This window comes from Flavobacterium sp. xlx-214, from assembly GCF_013874595.1.
In the GTDB taxonomy this organism is placed as follows: Bacteria; Bacteroidota; Bacteroidia; order Flavobacteriales; family Flavobacteriaceae; genus Flavobacterium.
Genome location: NZ_CP059431.1, coordinates 2623790 through 2646810, shown reverse-complemented (window position 1 = coordinate 2646810; position 23021 = coordinate 2623790). Strand labels below are relative to the sequence as shown.

At 29.7% G+C, this 23021-nt stretch carries 24 protein-coding genes, 2 tRNA genes and 1 pseudogene; 14 read left to right on the top strand and 13 right to left on the bottom strand.

Annotation, left to right across the window (positions count from 1 at the left end):
* The first annotated feature begins 27 nt into the window (after positions 1–27).
* Complete coding sequence (locus H1R17_RS12425; protein ID WP_163432884.1) at positions 28–2295, top strand: FUSC family membrane protein; 2268 nt, start codon at positions 28–30, stop codon at positions 2293–2295.
* A 114-nt stretch (positions 2296–2409) separates the two neighbouring features.
* On the opposite strand, the gene H1R17_RS12420 is transcribed toward H1R17_RS12425, so the two are convergent.
* The 4 genes from H1R17_RS12420 to H1R17_RS12405 form a co-directional block, all read right to left on the bottom strand.
* Positions 2410–3117: a response regulator transcription factor gene (locus H1R17_RS12420; RefSeq protein ID WP_163432883.1), complete on the bottom strand. Its 708-nt coding sequence runs from the start codon at positions 3115–3117 to the stop codon at positions 2410–2412.
* Between the two features lie 28 nt (positions 3118–3145).
* Positions 3146–4765 carry a sensor histidine kinase KdpD gene (locus H1R17_RS12415; protein ID WP_163432882.1) on the bottom strand — a complete coding sequence of 540 codons (1620 nt, stop codon included), beginning with the start codon at positions 4763–4765 and terminating at the stop codon, positions 3146–3148.
* A 76-nt stretch (positions 4766–4841) separates the two neighbouring features.
* Entirely contained in the window at positions 4842–5429 is a 588-nt protein-coding gene (gene coaE / locus H1R17_RS12410) for a dephospho-CoA kinase (protein WP_163432881.1), read from the bottom strand.
* Complete coding sequence (locus H1R17_RS12405; protein ID WP_163432880.1) at positions 5429–6424, bottom strand: glycosyltransferase family 2 protein; 996 nt, start codon at positions 6422–6424, stop codon at positions 5429–5431. Before H1R17_RS12405 ends, coaE begins: the two co-directional genes overlap by 1 nt.
* A 195-nt stretch (positions 6425–6619) precedes the next feature.
* Between H1R17_RS12405 and H1R17_RS12400 the strand changes: the two genes are divergently transcribed.
* The 11 genes and pseudogenes from H1R17_RS12400 to H1R17_RS12355 all read left to right on the top strand — a co-directional run bounded on the left by H1R17_RS12400 (position 6620) and on the right by H1R17_RS12355 (position 13519).
* On the top strand, positions 6620–8179 hold the full coding sequence (locus H1R17_RS12400; protein WP_163432879.1) for a response regulator: 1560 nt from the start codon (positions 6620–6622) through the stop codon (positions 8177–8179).
* Position 8180: 1 nt separating this feature from the next.
* Positions 8181–8588, top strand: coding sequence for a tRNA (adenosine(37)-N6)-threonylcarbamoyltransferase complex ATPase subunit type 1 TsaE (gene tsaE, locus H1R17_RS12395; RefSeq protein WP_163432878.1), 408 nt, complete (start codon positions 8181–8183; stop codon positions 8586–8588).
* A gap of 2 nt (positions 8589–8590) precedes the next feature.
* Complete coding sequence (locus H1R17_RS12390) at positions 8591–9787, top strand: alanine dehydrogenase (RefSeq protein ID WP_163432877.1); 1197 nt, start codon at positions 8591–8593, stop codon at positions 9785–9787.
* Positions 9788–9834: 47 nt separating this feature from the next.
* A complete protein-coding gene (locus H1R17_RS12385) occupies positions 9835–10215 on the top strand; it encodes a DUF4258 domain-containing protein (RefSeq protein WP_163432876.1) in 381 nt (126 codons plus the stop codon).
* Between the two features lie 137 nt (positions 10216–10352).
* A tRNA-Ser gene (locus H1R17_RS12380) sits at positions 10353–10437 on the top strand.
* A gap of 17 nt (positions 10438–10454) precedes the next feature.
* Positions 10455–10535: transfer RNA gene (locus tag H1R17_RS12375), tRNA-Tyr, on the top strand.
* A gap of 78 nt (positions 10536–10613) precedes the next feature.
* Positions 10614–10775, top strand: a pseudogene (locus H1R17_RS14215) (DUF3307 domain-containing protein); the annotation flags it as partial.
* Positions 10768–11124, top strand: coding sequence for an MmcQ/YjbR family DNA-binding protein (locus H1R17_RS12370; RefSeq protein WP_163432875.1), 357 nt, complete (start codon positions 10768–10770; stop codon positions 11122–11124). The pseudogene H1R17_RS14215 and the gene H1R17_RS12370, both read left to right, overlap by 8 nt.
* A 65-nt stretch (positions 11125–11189) precedes the next feature.
* Positions 11190–11801 carry a hypothetical protein gene (locus tag H1R17_RS12365; protein ID WP_163432874.1) on the top strand — a complete coding sequence of 204 codons (612 nt, stop codon included), beginning with the start codon at positions 11190–11192 and terminating at the stop codon, positions 11799–11801.
* Positions 11801–12088, top strand: a complete 288-nt coding sequence (locus H1R17_RS12360; RefSeq protein WP_163432873.1) for a transcriptional regulator — start codon at positions 11801–11803, stop codon at positions 12086–12088. The genes H1R17_RS12365 and H1R17_RS12360 overlap by 1 nt, the downstream gene beginning before the upstream one ends.
* 60 nt (positions 12089–12148) lie before the next feature.
* Positions 12149–13519 carry a DUF4153 domain-containing protein gene (locus H1R17_RS12355; protein WP_163432872.1) on the top strand — a complete coding sequence of 457 codons (1371 nt, stop codon included), beginning with the start codon at positions 12149–12151 and terminating at the stop codon, positions 13517–13519.
* Between the two features lie 138 nt (positions 13520–13657).
* Here the strand turns inward: H1R17_RS12355 and H1R17_RS12350 are convergent, their stop codons facing one another.
* The 5 genes from H1R17_RS12350 to H1R17_RS12330 are packed head-to-tail and all read right to left on the bottom strand — an operon-like array spanning position 13658 to position 17596.
* Positions 13658–13948, bottom strand: coding sequence for a CPCC family cysteine-rich protein (locus H1R17_RS12350; protein WP_163432871.1), 291 nt, complete (start codon positions 13946–13948; stop codon positions 13658–13660).
* A 24-nt stretch (positions 13949–13972) separates the two neighbouring features.
* On the bottom strand, positions 13973–14818 hold the full coding sequence (gene rluF / locus H1R17_RS12345; protein ID WP_163432870.1) for a 23S rRNA pseudouridine(2604) synthase RluF: 846 nt from the start codon (positions 14816–14818) through the stop codon (positions 13973–13975).
* A gap of 9 nt (positions 14819–14827) precedes the next feature.
* The gene (locus tag H1R17_RS12340) at positions 14828–15688 is read right to left on the bottom strand and encodes an alpha/beta hydrolase (RefSeq protein ID WP_163432869.1); all 861 of its coding nucleotides are present in this window, start codon (positions 15686–15688) and stop codon (positions 14828–14830) included.
* A 31-nt stretch (positions 15689–15719) separates the two neighbouring features.
* Entirely contained in the window at positions 15720–16499 is a 780-nt protein-coding gene (locus H1R17_RS12335; RefSeq protein ID WP_163432868.1) for a zinc ribbon domain-containing protein, read from the bottom strand.
* 2 nt (positions 16500–16501) lie between these two features.
* Complete coding sequence (locus tag H1R17_RS12330; RefSeq protein ID WP_163432867.1) at positions 16502–17596, bottom strand: Nif3-like dinuclear metal center hexameric protein; 1095 nt, start codon at positions 17594–17596, stop codon at positions 16502–16504.
* Between the two features lie 67 nt (positions 17597–17663).
* On the opposite strand from H1R17_RS12330, the gene H1R17_RS12325 reads away from it, so the two are divergent.
* Positions 17664–18188, top strand: a complete 525-nt coding sequence (locus H1R17_RS12325) for a PH domain-containing protein (protein WP_163432866.1) — start codon at positions 17664–17666, stop codon at positions 18186–18188.
* The gene (gene lpxK / locus H1R17_RS12320; RefSeq protein ID WP_163432865.1) at positions 18172–19179 is read left to right on the top strand and encodes a tetraacyldisaccharide 4'-kinase; all 1008 of its coding nucleotides are present in this window, start codon (positions 18172–18174) and stop codon (positions 19177–19179) included. The genes H1R17_RS12325 and lpxK overlap by 17 nt, the downstream gene beginning before the upstream one ends.
* A gap of 38 nt (positions 19180–19217) precedes the next feature.
* Here the strand turns inward: lpxK and H1R17_RS12315 are convergent, their stop codons facing one another.
* From H1R17_RS12315 to H1R17_RS12300, 4 genes are read right to left on the bottom strand one after another with little or no spacing between them, the layout of a single operon-like run.
* On the bottom strand, positions 19218–20255 hold the full coding sequence (locus H1R17_RS12315) for a hemin-degrading factor (protein ID WP_163432864.1): 1038 nt from the start codon (positions 20253–20255) through the stop codon (positions 19218–19220).
* Between the two features lie 10 nt (positions 20256–20265).
* Complete coding sequence (locus H1R17_RS12310) at positions 20266–21039, bottom strand: heme ABC transporter ATP-binding protein (RefSeq protein WP_163432863.1); 774 nt, start codon at positions 21037–21039, stop codon at positions 20266–20268.
* Positions 21036–22064 (bottom strand): iron ABC transporter permease, encoded by a 1029-nt coding sequence (locus tag H1R17_RS12305; protein WP_163432862.1) that lies wholly within the window; start codon positions 22062–22064, stop codon positions 21036–21038. The genes H1R17_RS12310 and H1R17_RS12305 overlap by 4 nt, the downstream gene beginning before the upstream one ends.
* Positions 22064–22921, bottom strand: coding sequence for a hemin ABC transporter substrate-binding protein (locus tag H1R17_RS12300; RefSeq protein ID WP_163432861.1), 858 nt, complete (start codon positions 22919–22921; stop codon positions 22064–22066). Before H1R17_RS12300 ends, H1R17_RS12305 begins: the two co-directional genes overlap by 1 nt.
* Positions 22922–23021: the final 100 nt, after the last annotated feature.

Sequence of the window (23021 nt, the reverse complement as noted above, 5' to 3'; positions counted from 1 at the left end):
TGGCAAAGTTACAAAATATAGTAAAAATTGCAGTTAATTATTTTAACTTTAATGTTTGAAATAAGTATTCAATTCTTATTTAATGTACTTCTTACAATGTTTGATAAATTAATTTTAAAATTTGGCGACAATCAGTTTTATAACGCTATAAAAATTACGTTTACGGCAATAATTGCTTTTTTTATTTTTTCTAGTACAGCCGATTTTTCTGCTGCTTTTACAGTTACTTTGGGCGCCATGTTATGTGCACCTATTGATATATCGAGTAATTTTAAACATAAAGTTATTGGTTTAATATTGGTTTCGCTTTTAATTCCAATAATTTCTTTTACACTGACTATAACATATGATTACTTTTTTTTGTTTTCGTTACTTTTCTGTGTTTTTGTCTTTTTTTCGGCTATAATATCGTTGTATGGTCACAGAGCTAATTTATTATCGTTTACCTTATTATTAACTATTAGTTTATCATTTATTCATCATGATGAACCCGAAATATTAATAACCAATTGCTTGTATTTATTGGCTGGAGGTTTATTTTACACAATAATTTCAATTGTTTTCTACTTTATAAAACCAAGCAGATACATTAATTTAGAGGTTGCAGAATGTATTGAAATTACCAGTGAATACCTTAATTTACGTTCTCAATTATGGTTACCAAACGCCGATAGAGAAAAAATCAATCATGAGTTATTAAAAAAGCAAGTTAGAATTAACGAATTACACGAACATATTCGTGAATATTTGGTTTACAATAAAGCTAGAACGTTAAACTCTAATAACAATAGAAAGCTTTTAGTAGCATTAACATCGTTGGTAGAAATTTTAGAATTAGCTATGGCAAATACTTTTGACCATAAAGAATTCATTAACTTTTTTAAAGATGATGCTAGCATACTTGAAGAATATCAAACACTGGCTAGTAATTTCTCTAAAACGCTACAAGCATTATCATTTACAATAAAAACAAACAAAAAATACCATTCTCCTTATAGTTTAACAAACGATTTTAAAAACTTAAAAATTAAAATTGATCAATACGTAAAAAATCAAAACATATCAATTTTTGATGAGCATGCTGTTCATGTTAATAACCTACTTTTTTACGCTGATAAGCAGGTTGAGAAAATAAAAGGTTTGGAACGAATTTATAAAGAGCGTGTTAATGCTGATGAATTAAGAGGTAAATACCGCGATTTAGAAAAGTTTTTCACACCAGAACATTATCGTTTTAAAACATTGGTTGAGCATTTGAATTTTAAATCTACCACTTTTAGATATGCATTGCGTATTACTTTAACCATGTTTGTTGGTTTAATTATAGGTAAGATTTTTAATTTTGAAAACGCTTATTGGATTTTACTAACCATTGTTGTTATTATGCGTCCAGGTTATGGTCTTACCAAACAAAGATCAACTCATCGGGTAATAGGAACTGTTATTGGCGGTATTTTAGGAATATCGACTCTTATCCTAATCGATAATAACATTATTTTAAGCATTTTAACAATTATTTCAATGCTTTTAGGATATTGGCTTACAGGTGTTGATTATAAAATAGGCGTTACTTTTGTTACCTATTATGTAATATTAATTTATGGTTTATTATCGGGCAACGCAGAGTCGCAATTAGTTTATAGAATTTTAGATACAGTTGTTGGTGCTTTACTTGCTTATTTTGCTACACGCTTTATTTGGCCAACCTGGGAGCTTTACTCAATGAATAATCATCTAGAAAATTCATTAAAAGCAATCAAGCACTATATAATTGAAGTAAAATATTATTACATAAAAAAGGGAGAACCTTCAACATCATACAAAATAGCTCGAAAAAATGCTTTTATTGAAGTAGGTAATTTAATGGCGAGTTTTCAAAGAATGATTCAAGAGCCAAAGCGTAAACAGTTGAATAGAGCCGAATTGTATGAATTAACTGTTTTAAACCAGACCCTTGTTTCATCTGCAACAAGTATTGGAACGTATATTCGTTTTCATAAAACAACCGAAGCTTCAAAATCATTCAAATTGGTTATGGATTACATTAACAATAACCTTAGCAAGTCATTACACAACCTTGATTTTGATTCGGAAATCACTCAAGATATTGAAGATGATTTTAAAATTAGTATTACACAATTAAAGGCAATTCGCAGACAAGAAGTTGAATTGATGAACATTGATGAAGCACATAAAATTCAAAAGTTAGAAGAAGCCCAACTAATTATAGATCAATTAATTTGGATGAGTAACTTATCAGAACAAATTGAAAAAATAACACTGAAAATGAAGTGATTTTAAAGTGTTGAAATAGATTTTATAGCTAAAAAAGGAAGAGTAAATTCCCTTCCTTTTTATAATTTATGTAATTTAGAATGTTACTCCACTTTCTTTTTAGGGATAGTGTGGCTATTTATTTTTAACTACTAATCTAAACCCTTCACCGTGAATATTTAAAATTTCAACATTCTCATCAGATTTTAGATATTTTCTAAGTTTAGCAATGTACACATCCATACTACGAGATGTGAAATAATTATCATCTCTCCAAATTTTTGTTAAGGCAACTTCACGTGGCATTAAATCATTTTCATATAAAGCTAACATTTTTAAAAGCTCGTTTTCTTTTGGAGATAATTTAATTGGCTCATCATTCTCAAAAGTTAAGAAACGTAATTTTGAATTTAAATGAAATCTACCTATTTCAAATTCAAACTTTGTATTTTCAGCTTTTACTTCAGATGATTTACGAAGCATGATTGCTTTGATTTTCATTAATAAAACTTCTGAGTCAAAAGGTTTATTTAAATAATCATCCGCACCTACTTTATATCCTTTTAAAACATCTTCTTTCATTGTTTTAGCTGTAAGGAAAATAATAGGAATTTCTTTATTTTTATCTCTAATCTCACGTGCTAAAGTAAATCCGTCTTTATAAGGCATCATTACATCTAAAATACACAAATCATATGTGTCTTTTTTGAATTTTTCGAAACCTTCCATACCATTTTTGGCTAAAGTTACATCGAAATCATTCATCACTAAATAATCTTTTAAAATAGATCCGAAATTTGGATCATCCTCTACTAATAAGATTTTTTTGTTACTTACTTCCATTGTTTACCTATTTGTTGTTTGTTACTTTTTAATTAATTAGTGGCAATTTTACTATGAAGGTACTGCCTTTACCTTTTTCACTTTCTACATATACTTGACCATTATGGTCATCAACTATTTGTTTTACATAAGCCAAACCTAAACCGTGACCTTTTACATTGTGCACATCGCCAGTATGTTCTCTGTAAAACTTGTCAAATATTTTCTTGGTTGCTGTTTTGCTCATACCAGCACCTTGATCTTTAATTCTAACCACAATAAAATCTTTAATATTCTCTGTAGTTATGTTTATTACAGGCGCATTAGGCGAATATTTAATTGCATTGTCTAAAATATTCACAAAAACACTTGTAAAATGTGTTGGGTTGATTAAAACAGTATCGCGTTGAGCATTTAAATTTGTGGTTAAAGTACCTTCACGATCCTCAATTAATAAAGAAATATGATCAATGGCTACTTCTAAAATCTCTGTCAATTCAATTTTTTCTTTCGGAATATCTAATTCTTTCTTTTCTAATTTTGATATTCTAAGAATATTTTCAATTTGCGCATGCATTCTTTTATTTTCTTCACGAATCATTTGTACATAACGCATTACCTTTTCATTATCATCAATAATTTTAGGGTTTTTAATGGCATCTAAAGCTAGGTTAATAGTAGCAATAGGTGTTTTAAACTCATGAGTCATATTATTGATAAAATCGTTCTTAATTTCTGAAATTTGTCTTTGCGTAATTAATTGACGAATTGCACTGTAATACGCTGCAATGATGACAATTGTAAACAAAAGAGAAATTAAAATAAAAGGCAATAAATCTGATGCTAAAAACTTTTGTTTTTGAGGAAAACTGATATACAGCTGGTATTTTGAATGATTTTCAATATCGGTTAAAATAGGAATTGAATACGTGTTGTTTTCTTTGAAAACAAAGTTTCCTGATTTTATAGATGTTGCTAAACCATTATTAAAAACCGCAAATTCAAAATTAGTATCTAATTTATTATGAGCTAATTCTTGTTTTATCAATGAACTTAAATTCTTAACATTTAAGCGTTCTTCAATGGCATAAGTTGAAACAACATCATTATAGGTATAATCAAGTACCATTCTATTTAAATCAACAACATCACCTTCTTTAACAATAACTTCATCAGGCTGTGTGTCTTTATTTAAAGATCTGTGGATATCGTTTCCTAAACCATCAATTGATTCACTTTTTCCGCGAAAAATTTCTGTTTTTCTTTTACTTACGTAATTTTTGTAATCTTTCTTTTTGCCACTAGCGCTATCAATTAAGGCAGAACCTAAAATAGCATCGTTTAAATTTTCAACAGAAATGATATTGGTATAAACAATTTCTTCATTTGTTTCGGTGTTTTTTTCTGTATGAAAAATTTTCCTAACTTCTGTTTTATCAGGCACTTTACCTGTTTTATTTCTATAATCTAATAGTTTTTTCTGAAAATCATATCTTTCTTTTTCCTTTACTTTGTCAGCAACTTTTCCTATGGTTTGACTAACTAAATGCTGAAATTGAATGTCTTTATTTTCATATGTTGTGCTAATCCAATACAGCTGAATTAAAATAATTCCTAATAAAGCCATACTCATTAAAACAACCAAAAACTGAAATCTATATCTATTCATTACTTTTAAAATACATTCAAATTTAACATTTTAACAATTAATAATATACTCATTTAACCTAAAGTTAACAATAGAGTTATTGAATTAAAATTTTATCTAAAATGCTGTCAATCTGTAAAAATGCATTATTTAATTCGATATTTTGCACTACAAAGTTTGCTTTGAGTTCTTTTTCCTCTTCGCTCATTTGATTTTTAATTCTGTTTAAAACTTCTTCTTTTGAAACACCATCTCTTTTGATAACTCTCTGAATTCTAATATCTTCTGGAGCTGTTATTAAAATAGTAAAATCACAAGACTTGTAAGCGTTTGATTCAAACAAAACAGCACTTTCCTTTACAATTATTGCAGCTTTTTTATTATTTTCTTTAAAATCTTCAAAGTCTAAAGCAACTGCTGGGTGTACAATATTGTTTAATTGTGCTAACTTTTCTGAATTGTTGAAAACAATACTTGCAATTTTTTTTCGATCAAGCAATCCATTTGCTAAAAGAACTTCATTATTAAAAAGGGCATTAACCTTATCAATAATTTCCTGATGTTCCATAACCCTCTTTCCAGCATCATCTGCAATATAAACAGGTATTCCTTTTGTTTCAATATAGCGCGTTATGGTAGTTTTACCACTGCCTATACCACCTGTTAAACCGATAATCTTTGTCATTACTTAAAAAACATTTCAGGTAAAGCCGTTTCGGCTTTTTCTTTTTTAATATTTAGCAAAAAATAACTATACAAAAACCCTGCCCCATATCCATAAAACTGAATAAAAGTTGCAATTATCGTTAAAAATGCAATTTTTATATTTTTAGTTTTGATAAAACTTTCTACAAATAATATCAAAAAATACAAAATATAACAGCCAATAAAATATTTAAAGTTAATTAAGAGAAGTAATATTGAAGCAATAAGTCCTAAGATAAAAACAGATGGAAACCAAAATGTAATTTTTGCGTATTGCGGATATCTTTGATTTAAAATAGGGCGTGCTTTTCCAAACTTGTTGACTTGTTTGTAGAATTTTTCCCAATCTATTCTTCGTTTGTGGAAAACATATGCATTTGGTATTAACGCTGTTTTAAAACCAAGATTCCATAACCTAATTGATAAATCAGGATCTTCGCCTGGATGAATTTTTCCAAAACCATTAGATGCTTCAAAAGCAGTTTTAGAGATTCCCATATTAAAACTTCTTGGCTGAAATTTTCCCAATTTCTCACTTCCACCTCTTATACCTCCAGTAGTTAAAAAAGACGTCATGCTTTGATTAATAGCCTTTTGAACATCAGAAAAAGATTCATGTGCAGCATCTGGTCCTCCAAAACAATCAACAAAATTCTTACTTAAATAAGCATCAACTTCGTTTAAATAGTTTGCAGGAATAATACAATCAGAATCTAAAATAATGAAATACGAACCTTTAGCTACCCTCATTCCAAAATTGCGAGAATCGCCTGGACCAGAATTCGATTTATAATAGTAAGAAATATTTAAAACAGCTTGATACTTAGCTACAATAGCATCGCATTTTACAGTAGAACCATCTTCAACAACCACTATTTCAAACTCATTTTTATATTGTTGATGTACCAAACTTTCTAAAAGTTCATCAATTTCATCGGGTCTGTTGTACACCGGTATTACAAACGAATAATACATTTAATAAGAGATAAATTACTTAACAAAGTTATCATGAAACATTTTATTAATAAAATTTATAGCCAAAATATTCTTAAAACATAATTTTTTGCATCATTTTTGCCTTAAAATTACACTGCAATTCTCTAATTATTTAGTGAATTTAATGTATTATTTTTTTAACTTTAACAGGCTTTTATTTTTAAGCATATAATTATGAATGTAAACGAAATTAAAATATTATGGGTTGATGATGAAATTGACCTATTAAAACCACACATCTTATTTTTAGAGAAAAAGGGATATATAGTAACCACGGCAACAAACGGCCAGGATGCTATTGATTTGTTTGATGAAGATAATTTTGATGTAGTTTTCTTAGATGAAAACATGCCGGGTATTACTGGTTTAGAAACTTTACAAGAGCTTAAAGAAAAAAAATCGACTACTCCTATAATAATGATTACCAAAAGTGAAGAGGAATATATTATGGATGAAGCAATTGGTTCTAAAATTGCCGATTATTTGATTAAACCTGTAAATCCGAATCAAATTCTTTTAAGTTTAAAAAAGAATTTAGATCATTCTAGATTGGTTTCAGAGAAAACGTCTTTAGATTATCAAAAAGAGTTTCGAAAAATTGCCATGGATATGATGCAAGCAAATTCGCATCAAGATTGGGCAGATCTTTACAAAAGATTAATTTTTTGGGAAATGCAACTTGAAAATATTGAAGATCAAAATTTAACGGAAATTCTAGAAAAACAAAAAGAAGAAGCTAATTTTCAATTTGGCAAATTTGTCGAAAAAAATTACGAAGAATGGATCAATGATGAAGAAATTGCACCTTTATTTTCGCACAAGCTTTTTGTTAGAAAAGTAGTTCCTGAATTACGTTCTGATGAAAATGTTCTTTTTGTGGTGATTGATAATTTACGTTACGATCAATGGAAAGCATTTGAAGGTATTATCAACAATCATTTTAAAGTAGAAAAAGAAGATTATTACTATTCAATACTTCCTACAGCAACACAATATGCTAGAAACGCTATTTTTTCTGGGTTAACGCCGTTACAAATGGAAAAACAATTGCCTCAATACTGGAAAAATGATGTAGATGATGGAGGTAAAAATATGTTTGAAGCCGAGTTTTTAGAAGAGCAACTAAAACGTTTGCGTTTGAATATAAAGCACGAGTATCATAAAATTACCAATTTAAAAGACGGTAAAAAGTTTGCTGATAACTTTAAAGCAATGAAAGACAATAAATTAATTGCTTTGGTTTATAATTTTGTTGATATGATTTCTCATGCTAAAACCGAGATGGAAGTTATTAAAGAACTAGCATCAACAGATAAAGCATATCGATCTTTAACTCAAAGTTGGTTTAGAAATTCGCCTTTATTTGAAATCATTCAACAAGCACAATCGGCTGGTTTTAAATTAATTATCACAACAGATCATGGTACCATCAATTGTAAAAATCCATCACAAGTTATTGGTGATAAAAACACAAGTTTAAATCTTAGATATAAAACAGGTAAATCATTAACATACGAAGCAAAAGATGTATATGCTGTAAAAGATCCTAAACGTATTCAGTTACCAGCTATAAATATTAGTAGTTCGTTTATTTTTGCAAAAAGTGATTATTTTTTGGCGTATATTAACAATTACAATTATTACGTAAGTTATTTTAAAAATACCTATCAACATGGAGGTATTTCGTTAGAAGAAATTATTGTGCCATTTGTAGTCTTAAATCCAAAAAAATAAAATGAATTGTACCTATTCTATAAACGATTTAGATACTGTATCAAAACAATTAATTAAAGCAAGCAAATATAAAACGTGGATTTTTAACGCGTCAATGGGTGCCGGAAAAACAACTTTAATTAAAGCAATTGTGAAAAATTTAGGCGTAAATGATGTAGCTAATAGTCCTACTTTCTCAATTGTAAATGAATATTTAGGAAATAATAACGAAGCTATTTATCACTTTGATTTATATCGTTTAAAAAATAATGAAGAAGCGTATGATATGGGATTAGATGAATATTTTGATGATGACAATTGGTGTTTTGTTGAATGGCCCAATCAAGCTGAAAGTATTTTACCAGATAATTTTCATACTATTTCAATCAATATAATAGATAAAAACACCCGTGAATTAAATTTTGATTAATTATGGATATAACAAGCCCTTTTTCCAAATCGGAATTAATGCCTCAAGAAGAAAAATTAGACGTTCGTAAAAAACGCGGACAATTATATATTGGTATTCCTAAGGAAGATTTTAAAGTGGAAAAACGCATTTGTTTAACTCCAGAATCTGTGAGTATGCTTGTAAAAGCTGGTCATAAAGTTTTAATTGAAGCTGGCGCTGGTGAAGAAGCAAGTTATAACGATTTAAAGTATAGCAATGCTGGTGCAACCATTACAAATGATAGAGAAAAGGTATTTGGATGTCCTATTATTTTAAAAGTAGAACCACCTACATTAGAAGAAATTAAGTTAATTAAACCAAGAACATATCTTTTTTCGGCCTTACAATTAAGAACTCAAAAAAAGGAATATTTTGAAGCCATTGCAAAGAAAAAAATAACCGCTTTATGCTATGAATTTATTAAAGATCGTTATGGTGCGTATCCTTTTTTAAATGCAATTAGTGAAATGGCGGGCATAGCTTCTATTCAAATTGCCACCGATTATATGTGCAGTATGAATGGTGGTAAAGGATTGCTTTTTGGAAATATTACAGGCGTACCGCCAACCGAAGTTGTTATAATAGGTGCTGGTTTGGTTGGCGAATCTGCTGCGCGTACTGCCTTAGCATTGGGAGTTAACGTAAAAGTTTTTGATAATAACATTCATAAATTAAAACGATTACAAAAATCGTTAAATCATCAAATTTTCACATCAACCATACAAGAACGCGTTTTAACTAAAGCATTAATGCGTTGCGATGTGGCAATTGGCGCTGTAAAAGGATGTAATAGATCACCAATATTAGTAAGCGAAGAAATGGTTCAACGTATGAAACCAGGTTCTGTAATTATTGACGTTTGTATTGATAATGGTGGTTGTTTTGAAACTTCAGAAGTAACCTCTCATGAAAATCCTGTCATTAGTAAATTTGATGTAATACATTATGGAGTGCCCAATATTACTGCAAAATATTCTAAAACAGCCTCACTAGCAATAAGCAATATTATTTCGCCCTATCTTTTAGAAATCAGCGAAAGCGGAACCATTGAAGATGCTATTCATTACGATAATACAATACGTTCGGGCATTTATATGTACAAAGGTATTTTAGTGAACGAAGCCATTGCCAAGTGGTTTTCATTGAATTTTAAAGATATTAATTTAATAATTCTATAAGTAATAGAACAAATTATAAGTTGTACTTTTGCACAAATTATTTTTGTATGAAATTTTCACAGCGCTTAGCATATTATTTATTAGGGTTATTTATTGGAGGATTATTTGTTTATATTTTCCTAGATGCAAAAGATACTCAGTTTTGCTATTTACCAAATTGTAGAGTTTTAAAAGACTTAAGAAACAAACCATTAACAATAAGTGACAAAGCGCAAATAAAATTTGATGAAGCTTTAATTAATATGAATGATGTTAAAATGTGTTTAACATATGGCGATGTTGATTTTGATAAAAGCAATGTAAAAGAAGGAAATGGAAAACTTTATGTAATAGAAGGACAAAACTCTAAAAAAGAACCAATTACAGTTGAAATGATAAATTTTAGCGAAAAAGTGACCATTAAGGATGTTTATCCTACCAAAAAATAATTTATTTTTTTTCTAATTGATTTTTAATTACTTAGAAAATAATTAAAAAAAAAACAACGTAAAGCCTTGCAGAATCGGAAAACCTTCCTATATTTGCATCACAATTAAGGAACGAAAGATTTTAATTGTAGACCAAAGGAGAAATGGCAGAGTGGTCGAATGCGGCAGTCTTGAAAACTGTTGACTGTAACAGGTCCGGGGGTTCGAATCCCTCTTTCTCCGCAGAAAAATAACGGCTAGGGGAGATACTCAAGCGGCCAACGAGGACGGACTGTAAATCCGTTGGGAAACCTTCGCAGGTTCGAATCCTGCTCTCCCCACAAAAAAACCAACCTTATTTAGGTTGGTTTTTTTTATATTTAAAAGCTAGTTGAAAACAATATTATTTCTAAAATAGATTTTATTTTATTGTAAAATCTATCTTTAGATTTGGAGATTTAAATAATGCAAAAGAACGACATTTAACAGAGTATGTATTAATTGGAACATTATTAAGTTTTGGATGTGCCATTTTAATTGGTTTACTTTATAACTATTTTATAAGTTTTTTGAATGGATAATATTGAAGATTTTAGAGATTATTGTTTGTCGTTTAAAGGAGTTTCAGAGAAGTTTCCTTTTGATGAAAGAACATTGGTTTTTTATGTAATGAATAAAGTGTTTTGTTTGGTTGATATTGAAGAATTTGAGTATTGTAATTTAAAGTGTGATCCTGATGAAGCTTTAGAATTACGATCGCAGTATGAAGGCGTTAAACCTGGGTATCACATGAATAAAAAACATTGGAATAGTGTTTATTTTAACAGCGATGTGCCTGTAAAACATTTTAAAGAAATGATTGTTAACTCTTACAATCTTGTTGCAAAGGGTTTAAAAAAAGCAGATAAAGATTTTTTACAAAACTTGTAAATATTTCTCCTAAAAACTTGTTGATTTAAAATTTTCAAATAACTTTGTAATTCAAAGTGAATTTTATGAATCAGAAAATTTCAGATGATTTAGCTCATATCAAAAGTATGATGGAACGCTCTTCAAGGTTTATATCCTTAAGTGGTTTATCTGGAGTAGGAGCGGGTATTGTAGGTTTAATAACAGGTGTTTTAGCTATGTATTTCACCAATGGTTTTGTTGGTTTAAATCAAAGCGAGGACATACTTTACAATAGCCAAACTATTTCAAAGTTAATTTTACTTGGAGTTTTTGCTTTGTTTTTTGCCATTTCTTTCGGAAGTTTCTTCACTATTCGAAAAAGTAAAAAATTAGGATTACAAATTTGGACATCAACTACAAAAAAAATATTAAGTAGTTTAACCATTCCGTTAGTAGTTGGCGGTGTTTTTGTGTTGGCTTTATTACAATACGGTTTATATGGCTTAATTGCGGGTACTACTTTAATTTTTTATGGTTTAGCATTGGTAAATGCCGAAAAGTACACTTTTTCTGATATTAAATATTTAGGTTTTTTAGAAATAGTATTAGGGTGTTTATCCTTGTTTTTCATTGGTAAAGGTTTGCTTTTTTGGACAATAGGTTTTGGTGTTTTACATATTATTTACGGAATTATTTTACATAGAAAGTATAACTAGTGAGTATTATTAGCGGTTTAAATAAAGAGTTTGAAAGTAGAGTACGCCTTGGAGTGATGTCTGTTCTTATGGTGAATGATTGGGTTGATTTTACCGAAATGAAAAATCTTTTACAAGTCACCGATGGTAATTTAGCAAGCCATTCTACCGCATTAGAGAAAAGCAATTATATAGAAATAAAAAAGGAGTTTGTGGGGAAAAAGCCACGTACATCTTATAAAATTACCACATTAGGAAAACAAGCTTTTAAGACACATTTACAGTTTCTTGAAAAAATGTTGAAATGATAATTCAATTTTTTTTATCATTTAACTTTGAATTACAAAGTACTTTTAAATTAATGTTTTATGAAAAAGCAATTTTTAATTTTAATTAGCACAGTTTTGTTTGCTATTTTGTTTTACAATCAAGAATTAGGCTTAAACCTATCCATTTTTGCATTGTTTTTATTGGTCATTCAGCTTGTAATGCAACCCAAATTAATGCGCGATAAAAGAGCACTTTTATTAGCAGGGTGTATTGTAGTAACTTGTATATCCAACGCTTGGTTGTTATCGTTTTCTACTTTTATAGCAGTAATGATTTCGTCGTTTGTGTTTCGATATTATTTAATCGATCCACAATTAAAACTCGTTTCACAAGCGTTTAATTTTCTATTGAATTGGCCTGCTTTTGTGGTGCATGTTTTTTTAGTGGATACTTGGCTTGAATTTAAAGAGGACGATTCTAAAAAAACATTTGTGACCATTTTTGCTTATATTATTTTACCTGTTATTATACTATCGGTGTTTTTTGGTTTGTATGTTTCATCAAGCGAAATGCTTAGTAATTGGTATAATAGATATGAGTTTAACATTGATGGATTAATTCTTCTGGTATTGCTTTTTGGATTTTTTATAAGCTTTGTTTTCTGGTATCTAAAAGTTTTTGATTTTCTAAAGTTGATTGATCGTACTTTAAAAACCAATTTCTCAAAAAGCGACATTGAAAGTATCAAACCAACTTTTGATTTTATTCCACTGCAATTTGAAGTACGAAGCGGTATCATCACACTTATTTCGTTAAACGCCATGTTGTTATTTTTTGTGATTGTTTTTAACATAGAAAATGCTCAACAAAGCATTCAACAACTATCCGATTACAGCAATCGTACGCACAATCAAATCTACCTCATTATTGTTTCGGTTTTCTTAGCCATGTTGGTGGTTTTGCTTTTCTTTAAAGGTGCTTTAAACTTTATTAAAGGCAATAAATGGTTGTTACTTTTTACTAAAATTTGGATTGTTCTAAACATCGTTTTGTTAATTTCAGCCTTCTATCAAAACTCGGTTTACATAAATGCTTTGGGTTTAACATACAAGAGGTTAGGGGTTTATTTATTTTTGATTTTATGCGGAATTGGTTTGATATTCTCGTTCTTAAAAATTCAAAATAAAAAGACCAATTTCTACTTAATTGATAAAATGAGCTGGACGCTTTTTTATAGTCTGATATTTTGTTCGATTTTTAATTGGAGTAGCATTATAACCACCTATAATTTACAAAAAGATACTATTGATTTACAGTATTTGGTTTATGAATTAAATGGAAATGAAAAAGATTTGATACCTTATTTTAAAAAGCACAATATGGAAGTTCCTGAAGATGTTTTAACCCGATTAAATTATTACGAGAATTTACCATTTTTATCTAAGCAGTTATATTATAATAATTTTTAAGACAAATTAATGAATTGAAAATCTATTTTATTCTGACTAAAACCAATGGAAGAATGTATCAATACTTAACACTTTTGATATTCCTAATATGATTTAATCATTGAAGGATAAATAAAATCCGAGTTTTTAAACTCGGATTTATTTATTAATATTTCTAATATCTATTTCTGTTGGTTTTCTAACATTAATCTTCATTTCAAATTCACAGGCTCCAAAAGATTCGAAATTTTTTCTTCCTTGAATTAGAGAAACTCTGTTAGGACCGTATTCTTCATTAGGGTTTTCAGTTTGATAAATATCATCCTCCCAAAAACAAATTTCGCAAATTTCATAAGTTCCATTAGGAAAATGTGTTAGAGTATTGTACCCACAACATTTACAAAAGAACTTCCCATTAGCTTGATGTTTTTGGTCATCTATTTTATGCATAATCTTCAAATTAAAGGCAAAGATTTATTTATTTCTACGTTCGTTTCGTAATGGGCGTTGTTCTGTAAACTTCTTTTTAAAATCTTTTCGATCCTTTGTAGGTGCTGGATTTTTATTTACCAACACTTTTTCGGTTTTTGGTAAACTACCTTCTTCTGTTTTGGTACTATCGCCAATTAATCGGTTTAGTTCATCCATTTCAGCATTTGTAATTTCGCGGTATTTTCCCACAGGAACATCTAACGAAATATTTACAATACGGATACGTTTTAAAGCAACAACAGTGTAATCAAAATACTCGCACATACGGCGAATTTGTCGGTTTAATCCTTGAGTTAGAAAGATGCGAAACGTAGTATTACTGATTTTTTCAACTCTACATTCTTTTGTAACTGTATCTAAAATAGGCACGCCACTTCGCATTCTGGTTATAAAACGATCTGTAATTGGCTTGTTAACCGTCACAATATACTCTTTTTCGTGATTATTACGTGCGCGAAGAATTTTATTTACAATATCACCATCATTGGTCATGATAATTAATCCTTCAGAATCTTTATCTAATCGTCCAACAGGAAAAATGCGTTCATGATAATTAATATAATCTACAATATTATTTTTAACAGATTGATTTGTAGTACATTCTATACCAACAGGTTTGTTAAAAGCTAAGTAAATTTTAGCATCGTTGCGCTCGTTAATTAATTTTCCGTTTACACGTACTTCATCAGTTGGTAAAACTTTAGTTCCCATTTCGGGAATTACATCGTTAATAGTAACTCTACCTTGTTCTATAAGTTTATCTGCTTCTCTACGAGAGCAAAAACCTGCTTCAGACAAAAATTTATTTACACGTACACCTTGATCCATCTTACAAAATTACAATTTAAAGCGGTTGTTTTCTAAAAAATAAACAATTTGTTTATTTACGGTTTCATTATACAAACTGTGTCCTAAATTGTGAGTGGTAAAAAAGGGAATTCTGGGATGTTTTTCTAAAATTTCAATGCTATCTTTATAAGGTACAATGGTATCAATATCATCATGAATAATGCCAATAGGAACCAAAATATCATCAATAAAATGGGCGCTATTAAATGTTTTAGGATTTATTTTAAAACGTTTTTCAAATTCTAACAAAAAGTTTTGATATGATTTTTTACTTAACGATAACATATTTTTGTAGTTATCTGTAATACGTAAAAACCGATTTGGAGCTGCCAATGAAACAATTTTTTCTACAAATTTTGGTTTGTATTTAGACATATAATACAACATGGTCATACCACCCAAAGAATGCCCAATTAAGAATTGCGGTTTGTAATGATTGGCTACTTCATTAATAAACTCACTATATAAAACGGCATTAAATTCTTTGCCATCGCTTAAACCTTGCCCAGGCGCATCTAAAGCTACAATACGGTATTTTTTCTTCTTTAAAAACTGAATAACACCTTGCCAGCGATTGGCGTTGCTTTCCCAACCATGAATTAAGAGAATGGTTTCTTTTTCACCTTCCCAAGCATACGTTTTAATACGTTGTTTACCAAAGAACAGATCTTTAGTTTTACTAGAGTTTAAAAAAGTAGGCAAGTTCTTTAACAAACCTTGTCTAGGAACCGAAAATAAAGTATACGCTGTATTTGCCGCAAATTTTGCGTTTAAATAATGTAAGGAGTTGATGTAAAAACCAAACCCTTTTGTTAATAGCGTGTATTTAATTTTTTTAAAGTACTCCATAAAAAAAGCCTCTAGAGTTAGAGGCTTAAATTTATTTTAAATTTTCGATAATTGCATCAATTTTTTCTCTTTCTTCTTGAGCTAAAGCTGCATCTACTAAAATTCTTCCACTGTGCTCATCTGTCATGATTTTTTTACGAGCAGCAATTTCAACTTGTACTTGAGGTGGAATGGTAAAGAACGATCCTGCCGAAGCACCGCGCTCAATAGAAACAACTGCTAAACGGTTTTTAACACCTTCTCTAATTCTTGTGTAAGCTGTTAATAAACGATCGTCAATGATAGAAGAATATTCTTCAGATTTTTCTAATAACGCTTTTTCTTCGCGTTCTGTTTCAGCTAAAATACCTTTTAATTCACTTTCTTTGTGTTTTAAATGTGTTTTTTTGCTATCTAATTTTTCTGAAGTTTGCTCAATAACATGTTTTTTGTGCTCAATATTAGATTTGAACTCTTTAATATGTTTTTCAGATAATTCTATTTCTAAATTTTGATATTCAATTTCTTTAGTTAAAGAGTTGAATTCTCTATTGTTACGAACATCTTTTTGTTGATCGTTGTATTTTTTAATAGCAATTTTGTGCGATTCAATATCGTTTTTCTTTGCTTTAATTTGTTCATCAATTGATTGAACATCGTGTGTAAGCTTCTCTAAACGAGTAGTTAGTCCAGCAACTTCGTCTTTTAAATCTTCTACTTCAAGAGGTAATTCGCCTCTCATGTTTTGAATTTCGTCGATTCTTGAATCAATTAATTGTAGATCGTATAACGCTCTTAATTTTTCTTCAACAGTTTCTGCTTTTTTTGCCATGATTATAGATAGTTAACTGGATTTGTTTTTTTATCAGATAAAATAATTGCAAAAGTAGGGATTTTTTTTGTAAGAAAATCAAAAATGTAATTTTTTACGTAACGTTCGCTTTCAAAATGACCAACATCGGCCAAAAGAATTTGATTTTCGGCTTGAAAAAAGTCGTGGTATTTTAAATCGGCAGTTATTAAAACATCAGCACCATTAGCTTTTGCAGCATTTATAGCAAAACTACCCGAGCCTCCTAAAACAGCAACTTTTTTTACTTTTTTATTTAAAAAATCAGAATGACGAATGCCACCAGTTTGTACTTTATCTTTTACAAAATGAAGAAAATCTAGTTCAGATACTTCTGTTTCTAGCTCGCCAATCATTCCTAAACCAATATTTTGGTGTTGATTTTCTAGTTTGGTAATTTCATAAGCTACTTCTTCATAAGGATGCGCATTGAATAAAGCCTTTAAAATTGAAGATTGTAAATGTTTTTCAAAAGTAACTTCTAACTTTGTTTCTTCTACTTCTGTATAAACATTTTGCGAACCAATTACCGGATTACTTTCATCATTTCCTGCAAATGATCCAATACCATTTGATTGAAAGCTACAATCGTAATAATTACCTATAGATCCTGCACCAGCTGCGAATACCGCTTTTTGCACTTTTGAAAAATCGTTTTTAGGGATAAAAGTCGTGAGTTTGTAAATAAAATTTCCCTTAGGAATTAATATTTTGGTATTGATTAACCCTAAAGTATCGCACAAAATTTTATTAACGCCTAATTTGTGATTATCTAAACCAGTATGAACGGCGTAAATGGCAATGTCGTTTTTAATAGCTTTTATAACAGCACGTTCTACATAATTTTTACCTGTTATTTTTTTGATTCCCGAAAAAAGTATAGGATGAAAACAGACAATTAAGTTGCATTTTTTTTCAATAGCTTCTGTAACAACATCTTCTAAGGCATCGTGGCAAACTAAAATACCTGTAATTGGTTTATTAACATCGCCAACAAGCAAACCTACATTGTCAAAATCTTCAGCATAGGCTGTAGGCGCCATTTCTTCTAGAATCGAAATAATTTGTTTTAACTGCACAATATTCGTTTTAGTGTTTTTCAAAGATAAAAATAATCGTACTTTCGTTAATAATAAAACATTTAAAATGTTCAAAGCATCATTAGGAACCTCTATAAAAGTAACTACAATTATTATTGTTGTACTTTTAGTTTCTATAATATTGTTATTGTTTTTTCTATTTATTATAAGCTTATTAAGTAATAAATTTGAAAATAAGGATGTAATGATGCCTATTTTGGCGTTTGGTATTTTTGGAGTTTTGTTGTACACTTTTAATCAACGCATAAAAGGTTACAATGTTTCAACTGAAGGTATAAAAGTTATAAAGAGGAAAGGAAGTGATTTTATTAAGAAAGAAACTATAGTTGAATTAAAACCTATTACTTATAAAGATATTCGTTTTTCTATTAGAACCTTTGGTATTGGAGGTGTTTTTAGTATGTCTGGTTCTTTTACTAATAATAAATTTGGTGACATGACTTGGTATATTACTCGAAAAGATTCATTATTGATGATTATTACACAGAAGGAAAAGTTTGTTATTTCACCTGATGCCCCTCAAGATTTTATTAAAGAAGTAGAAAAGTTATTAAATGAAAACCCTGCGTAAAATATTATTTCCTTTTTCATTAATTTATGATATTGTTACTAGTATTCGTAACTTTTTGTATGATAAAAATATTTTAAAATCAACATCTTTTAATGTACCTATTATTGCTGTTGGCAATTTATCTGTGGGTGGTACTGGCAAAACGCCAATGGTTGAATATTTGATTCGATTACTTTCTAACAATTATAAAATTGCAACATTAAGTAGAGGATATAAGCGAAAATCAGAAGGTTTTTTATTAGCAAATGCATCTACTAAGATGGAGGAAATTGGTGATGAACCTTTTCAATATCATTCAAAATTTAAAAATATAGATGTTGCTGTTGATGTTAATAGAGTAGAAGGGGTAACCGAAATTTTAAAATTAAAGCCTGAAACCAGTGTAGTTTTATTAGATGATGCTTTTCAACACAGAAAAATAAAGGCAGGTTTTTATATAATGTTAACTGCTTATAACGATTTGTTTTACAATGATTTGTTGTTGCCTGCAGGTAATTTAAGAGAATCAAAAAGAGGTGTAAAACGTGCTGATGTTGTTGTGGTTACAAAATGTCCTGAGCATTTGTCAGATAATGAAATTCAAAAAATCAAAAGTGAAATAGCTGTTGATAGTAAACGTATCTTTTTTACAACAATAAAATACGATTCAAAGATTACAAATACTATTTCAACACTTTCTTTAAATGAAATTGAAGACAATTTTATTGCAGTGGCTGGAATTGCTAAGCCAGAATATTTTTATAAATATTTAAATTGTAGTCTTGAAAATTGTTTAACATTCCCAGATCATCATGATTTTACTTCAAAAGATATTGCGTTGATTTTACAAAAAGCAGGCAATAAAAAAATGGTTACAACAGAGAAAGATTATATGCGTTTGGCTCCTTTTATTGCTAAAGAGCAGTTGTATTATTTACCTATTGCAATAGATTTTCTACAGAATAAGGATGACTTTAATCAAACGGTTACTGATTTTATAGCACAAAATTAAAAAGAGGTTGTTTATTAAACAACCTCTTTTTTGTATAACTAATTTAATTTTTCAACTGTTTGTCTCCAAATTTCTAATTCTGGGATTCCTGGTTTGCGTTTTCCAAAAAACTGAACAATAATATCGCCCATTTCGTTAAAAACTTCAATAGCAGTTACTACACCGTCTTCAGTTGGTTTACGAACAACCCAAGTTTGCGCAATTTTACTCATATCTAAATGCATATTAAAATCAGGATCCATCACATTATACCATTGCTCGTGCCACATGGTTTTACGAATAGGACCTGTATGAATTTGAATATTTCCTTTGTTGCCTGTAAACACCATAATAGGCGTTTTTTCTTTAGCAACTTCTTCTAACATGGTAACAATTGCTTCTTTTGAAATAGGTGCTGCATAGTATTTTGAAGGAGCCAAACGCAATGCCTGTGTACGTGTAACGCCAAATTTACGTAGCATCATAAAGAAATCGTGCGTGTCTTTTAAATCAACCCAAGCTTTTTGAAAACCAACAATATCAATTTCACTGTCGGGCTTTTCATCAACATTTACCTCATAAACCTCCGTTGATTCAGTCGTTTCTTGGTTATCGTTTTTGTATTTATTAACTAAAACATCAAAAGCAGCATCGTTGCTATCAGCAGTTAAAAATATTTTGTGAATAGCTTCGCCATCTTTTCCAAAAAATTGTAAGCTTTTAGAAATACCTCTTGCATTTTCTTCCACTACAGCAAAAGCTTTTTTCCAATGAGTTAAGAAAATACGCATATCAATATCTTCACCTACAAATAAACTTGCGTGTGGCGATGAAAAATCACCATTCAAATAAACACCTTTGCGCTCATGCACACATTCGTTATTACGTGTTAAAGCCATTACTTTTCCTAAAGATTCTATTTCTGATAAAATTTCTTTAAATTCTGGTTTTAAACGTGTTACACCATTGCCTGTTTTTGTTGCTAATAATTCCATTTCGCTTACACCTAATTGTTGTGCAGCATTGCGTATTCTTAAATGAGGATTTTCTTTCTTAAGATTTTCCCATTGTGTTGCTAAATTTTCTGTTGTATTCATATTTTTTAATTTATCCAAATAATATTATAGAGTGTTGTGTTACAGGGTGTTTTGTTATGGTACAAGGATATTTATACACAGTTGTAATGCGTTCTTGAGTTAAAACTTTTGTAGGAACATCAAACATTTCAATAGTGCTGTTGTTCATTAAAATTAAACGATCTGCAAATTGCGATGCTATGTTTAAATCGTGTAAAACCACTAAAGCTGTGTTGTTTTGTTGCGTAAATTCTTTAATTAAATGCAAGGTTTTGAATTGATGCGCAACATCTAAATTATTCAAAGGTTCATCTAACAAAAGTAATTTGTTTTGCACATTATTATCTAACTGGGTAAAAACACGTGCAATGTGTAAACGCTGTTTTTCACCGCCCGATAATTGTTCATAAGCGCGATCGTTTAAGTGATGGGTTTCGGTTTTAGTCATCCATTTAGAAACGATTTCGATATCCGAAGTATTAGCATCATTTTTAAAATAAGGATAGCGACCCATTAATACAATTTCATCATTTTTTAAATTGATTTCGCTTGATTGATGTTGCGAAAATTTGGCTCTGTGTAAAGGGATTTCGCTTCTTGAGTAACTTGAAATTGGCTGATTTTTAAAGTTGAATGTTTGCGCTTGATAAGCAATTTCATTTGCTAAACAGCTTAAAAATGTCGATTTTCCTGCACCATTTGGCCCAACAATAGCAATAAGTTCACCAGCTTGTATTTCCACATCGATTTTTTGCAATAGAAAACGATTCTTTACCTTAAAGTTTAAATCAACAATTTGTATCATTTTAGTTTTCTTTTGTAATTAATTAAAATCGAAATAAAAACGGGCGCGCCCATTAATGCTGTTAAAATACCAATTGGTAATTCGGCTGGAATAACAATTAATCTACTCATAGTATCGGCAATTAAAAAAATAACAGCACCCAAAAGCATTGATAAAGGTAGTAATATGTTGTAATTTGAGTTAAAAACAAATCTTAAAATATACGGAACTACCAAGCCAATAAAACCAATTGTACCATTAAAAGCAACCACGCTACCAACCATTAATGATGAAATAATGATGATTTGACGTTTGTTTTTTTCAATGTCAAATCCTAAATGAACCGCTTCTTTTTCGCCTAACATTAAAGCATTTAAAACTTTTCCTTTTTTTAGAAGAATGATACTACCTACCGCTACAATACCAAAAACAAGGGCAACTTTCCACCAATTTGAACCAGCTAAACTACCTAACGACCAAAAAGTGATGTTTCGCAATTCTTCTTCGGTTGAAATATAAGTTAGAAAACCGGTCACAGCCCCCGATAAAGCAGTTATTGCAACTCCCGATAACAATAATATAAGTATGTGTGTTTTACCATTTGATGTTGCCATTTTGTACACAAACCACATAGTTGTTAAAGCGCCTACAAATGCCATAATGCTTAATAAAACATAACGAAAAAATGCAGGTAATAAGTGCATTACTGTCGATCCAAAAACAATGGTTAATGCAGCAAATAAAACGGCACCAGATGTAATACCTATTAAATCGGGCGATGCCAACGGATTTTTAAACAAGCCTTGCAAACTTGTACCGCTAATTGCTAAAGCCGCTCCTGTTAAAATAGCCATTAAAATTCTGGGTATGCGCAATTCAATCAATACAAAAGAATCGGCTGTATGTGTTTTTGTTTTTAAATATGTGCTTATGATTTCAACCATTGATTGATTAAAATCATAAGCACCTAAATACAATGCCGTTACAAACGCAACCGTTAGTAAAACAAAAAAAGCTAATTTGTAAACAGCAATTTTTTTCTTCATTATTGTAATTTGTTATGTAATTCTATTACAGCTTCGCCTAAACGTGGTCCAAAACCTGATAATAATTGACCATCCATAGTAACTACTTTTTTGTTTTTACCTGCGTTTGTAGCTGCAATACCTTCTACTTTTAACAAGCCATCTACACCACCTAAACTTTGTAAACCACTATCAAACATTAAAATAACATCAGGATTTGTAGTTAACAATGCTTCAGGAGTTAAAGGTTTAAAATCGGTTAAAGCAGCAGCAGCATTTTCAGCTCCAGCTAATTCAATCATGCTGTGTAAAGGCGTTTCTTTTCCTGCAACCATTAAATTACCAGCACCGCGAGCGTAAATAAATAATACTTTAGGTTTTTTATCAAATGGTTTAACAGTTGCAATTTTACTTGAAATGTTATCTAATAAGGGTTGATAATTTTCTTTTTTAAGTGTTTTAGCAATTTCGGTAATTAAATTTTTAGTGCCATCAACACTGTATTGTTGATCGATTAAAATCAAAGAAACATTTGCTTTTTTTAACTGCTCATTTAAAGTTGGGTTTACATCTTTTGATGTTCCAAAAACAACAGTTGGTTTTAAAGCTAAAATACTTTCTGCAGTAATTGAACGTACATGACCTAAATCGGTAGCCTTTAAATCGGTAGGAAAAGTAGAGGTAACATCTTTTCCAACAATAGTACCAGCAGCATCAAGCGAAGCTAATGTTTCTGTAATAGCTCCATTTAATGAAACAATACGATCTGTTTTTACTTCTGTAGTTGTTGTTTCTTTTTCTACAACTGTTTCTTCTGCCTTTTTGTTGCAGCTTGCAAATATTGCAGCTATGGCAAGTACTGAAAATAGTTTTTTCATAATTTTTATTTGTACTGATTAAAAATAATTATCGGCACAAAACTAAAGATTTTTTTAAACAATCAAAATTAATTTAGAATAAATAAAAATAATATTTTAC

Coding starts and splice junctions, on each gene's coding strand:
- H1R17_RS12300 (WP_163432861.1), bottom strand. CDS start 22,921: ATGAAAAAACTATTTTCAGTACTTGCCATAGCTGCAATATTTGCAAGC.
- tsaE (WP_163432878.1), top strand. CDS start 8,181: ATGAATTGTACCTATTCTATAAACGATTTAGATACTGTATCAAAACAA.
- H1R17_RS12390 (WP_163432877.1), top strand. CDS start 8,591: ATGGATATAACAAGCCCTTTTTCCAAATCGGAATTAATGCCTCAAGAA.
- H1R17_RS12365 (WP_163432874.1), top strand. CDS start 11,190: ATGAATCAGAAAATTTCAGATGATTTAGCTCATATCAAAAGTATGATG.
- lpxK (WP_163432865.1), top strand. CDS start 18,172: ATGAAAACCCTGCGTAAAATATTATTTCCTTTTTCATTAATTTATGAT.
- H1R17_RS12385 (WP_163432876.1), top strand. CDS start 9,835: ATGAAATTTTCACAGCGCTTAGCATATTATTTATTAGGGTTATTTATT.
- H1R17_RS12340 (WP_163432869.1), bottom strand. CDS start 15,688: ATGGAGTACTTTAAAAAAATTAAATACACGCTATTAACAAAAGGGTTT.
- H1R17_RS12405 (WP_163432880.1), bottom strand. CDS start 6,424: ATGTATTATTCGTTTGTAATACCGGTGTACAACAGACCCGATGAAATT.
- H1R17_RS12335 (WP_163432868.1), bottom strand. CDS start 16,499: ATGGCAAAAAAAGCAGAAACTGTTGAAGAAAAATTAAGAGCGTTATAC.
- H1R17_RS12420 (WP_163432883.1), bottom strand. CDS start 3,117: ATGGAAGTAAGTAACAAAAAAATCTTATTAGTAGAGGATGATCCAAAT.
- H1R17_RS12310 (WP_163432863.1), bottom strand. CDS start 21,039: ATGATACAAATTGTTGATTTAAACTTTAAGGTAAAGAATCGTTTTCTA.
- rluF (WP_163432870.1), bottom strand. CDS start 14,818: ATGGATCAAGGTGTACGTGTAAATAAATTTTTGTCTGAAGCAGGTTTT.
- H1R17_RS12350 (WP_163432871.1), bottom strand. CDS start 13,948: ATGCATAAAATAGATGACCAAAAACATCAAGCTAATGGGAAGTTCTTT.
- H1R17_RS12355 (WP_163432872.1), top strand. CDS start 12,149: ATGAAAAAGCAATTTTTAATTTTAATTAGCACAGTTTTGTTTGCTATT.
- H1R17_RS12325 (WP_163432866.1), top strand. CDS start 17,664: ATGTTCAAAGCATCATTAGGAACCTCTATAAAAGTAACTACAATTATT.
- H1R17_RS12370 (WP_163432875.1), top strand. CDS start 10,768: ATGGATAATATTGAAGATTTTAGAGATTATTGTTTGTCGTTTAAAGGA.
- H1R17_RS12305 (WP_163432862.1), bottom strand. CDS start 22,064: ATGAAGAAAAAAATTGCTGTTTACAAATTAGCTTTTTTTGTTTTACTA.
- H1R17_RS12415 (WP_163432882.1), bottom strand. CDS start 4,765: ATGAATAGATATAGATTTCAGTTTTTGGTTGTTTTAATGAGTATGGCT.
- H1R17_RS12400 (WP_163432879.1), top strand. CDS start 6,620: ATGAATGTAAACGAAATTAAAATATTATGGGTTGATGATGAAATTGAC.
- H1R17_RS12315 (WP_163432864.1), bottom strand. CDS start 20,255: ATGAATACAACAGAAAATTTAGCAACACAATGGGAAAATCTTAAGAAA.
- coaE (WP_163432881.1), bottom strand. CDS start 5,429: ATGACAAAGATTATCGGTTTAACAGGTGGTATAGGCAGTGGTAAAACT.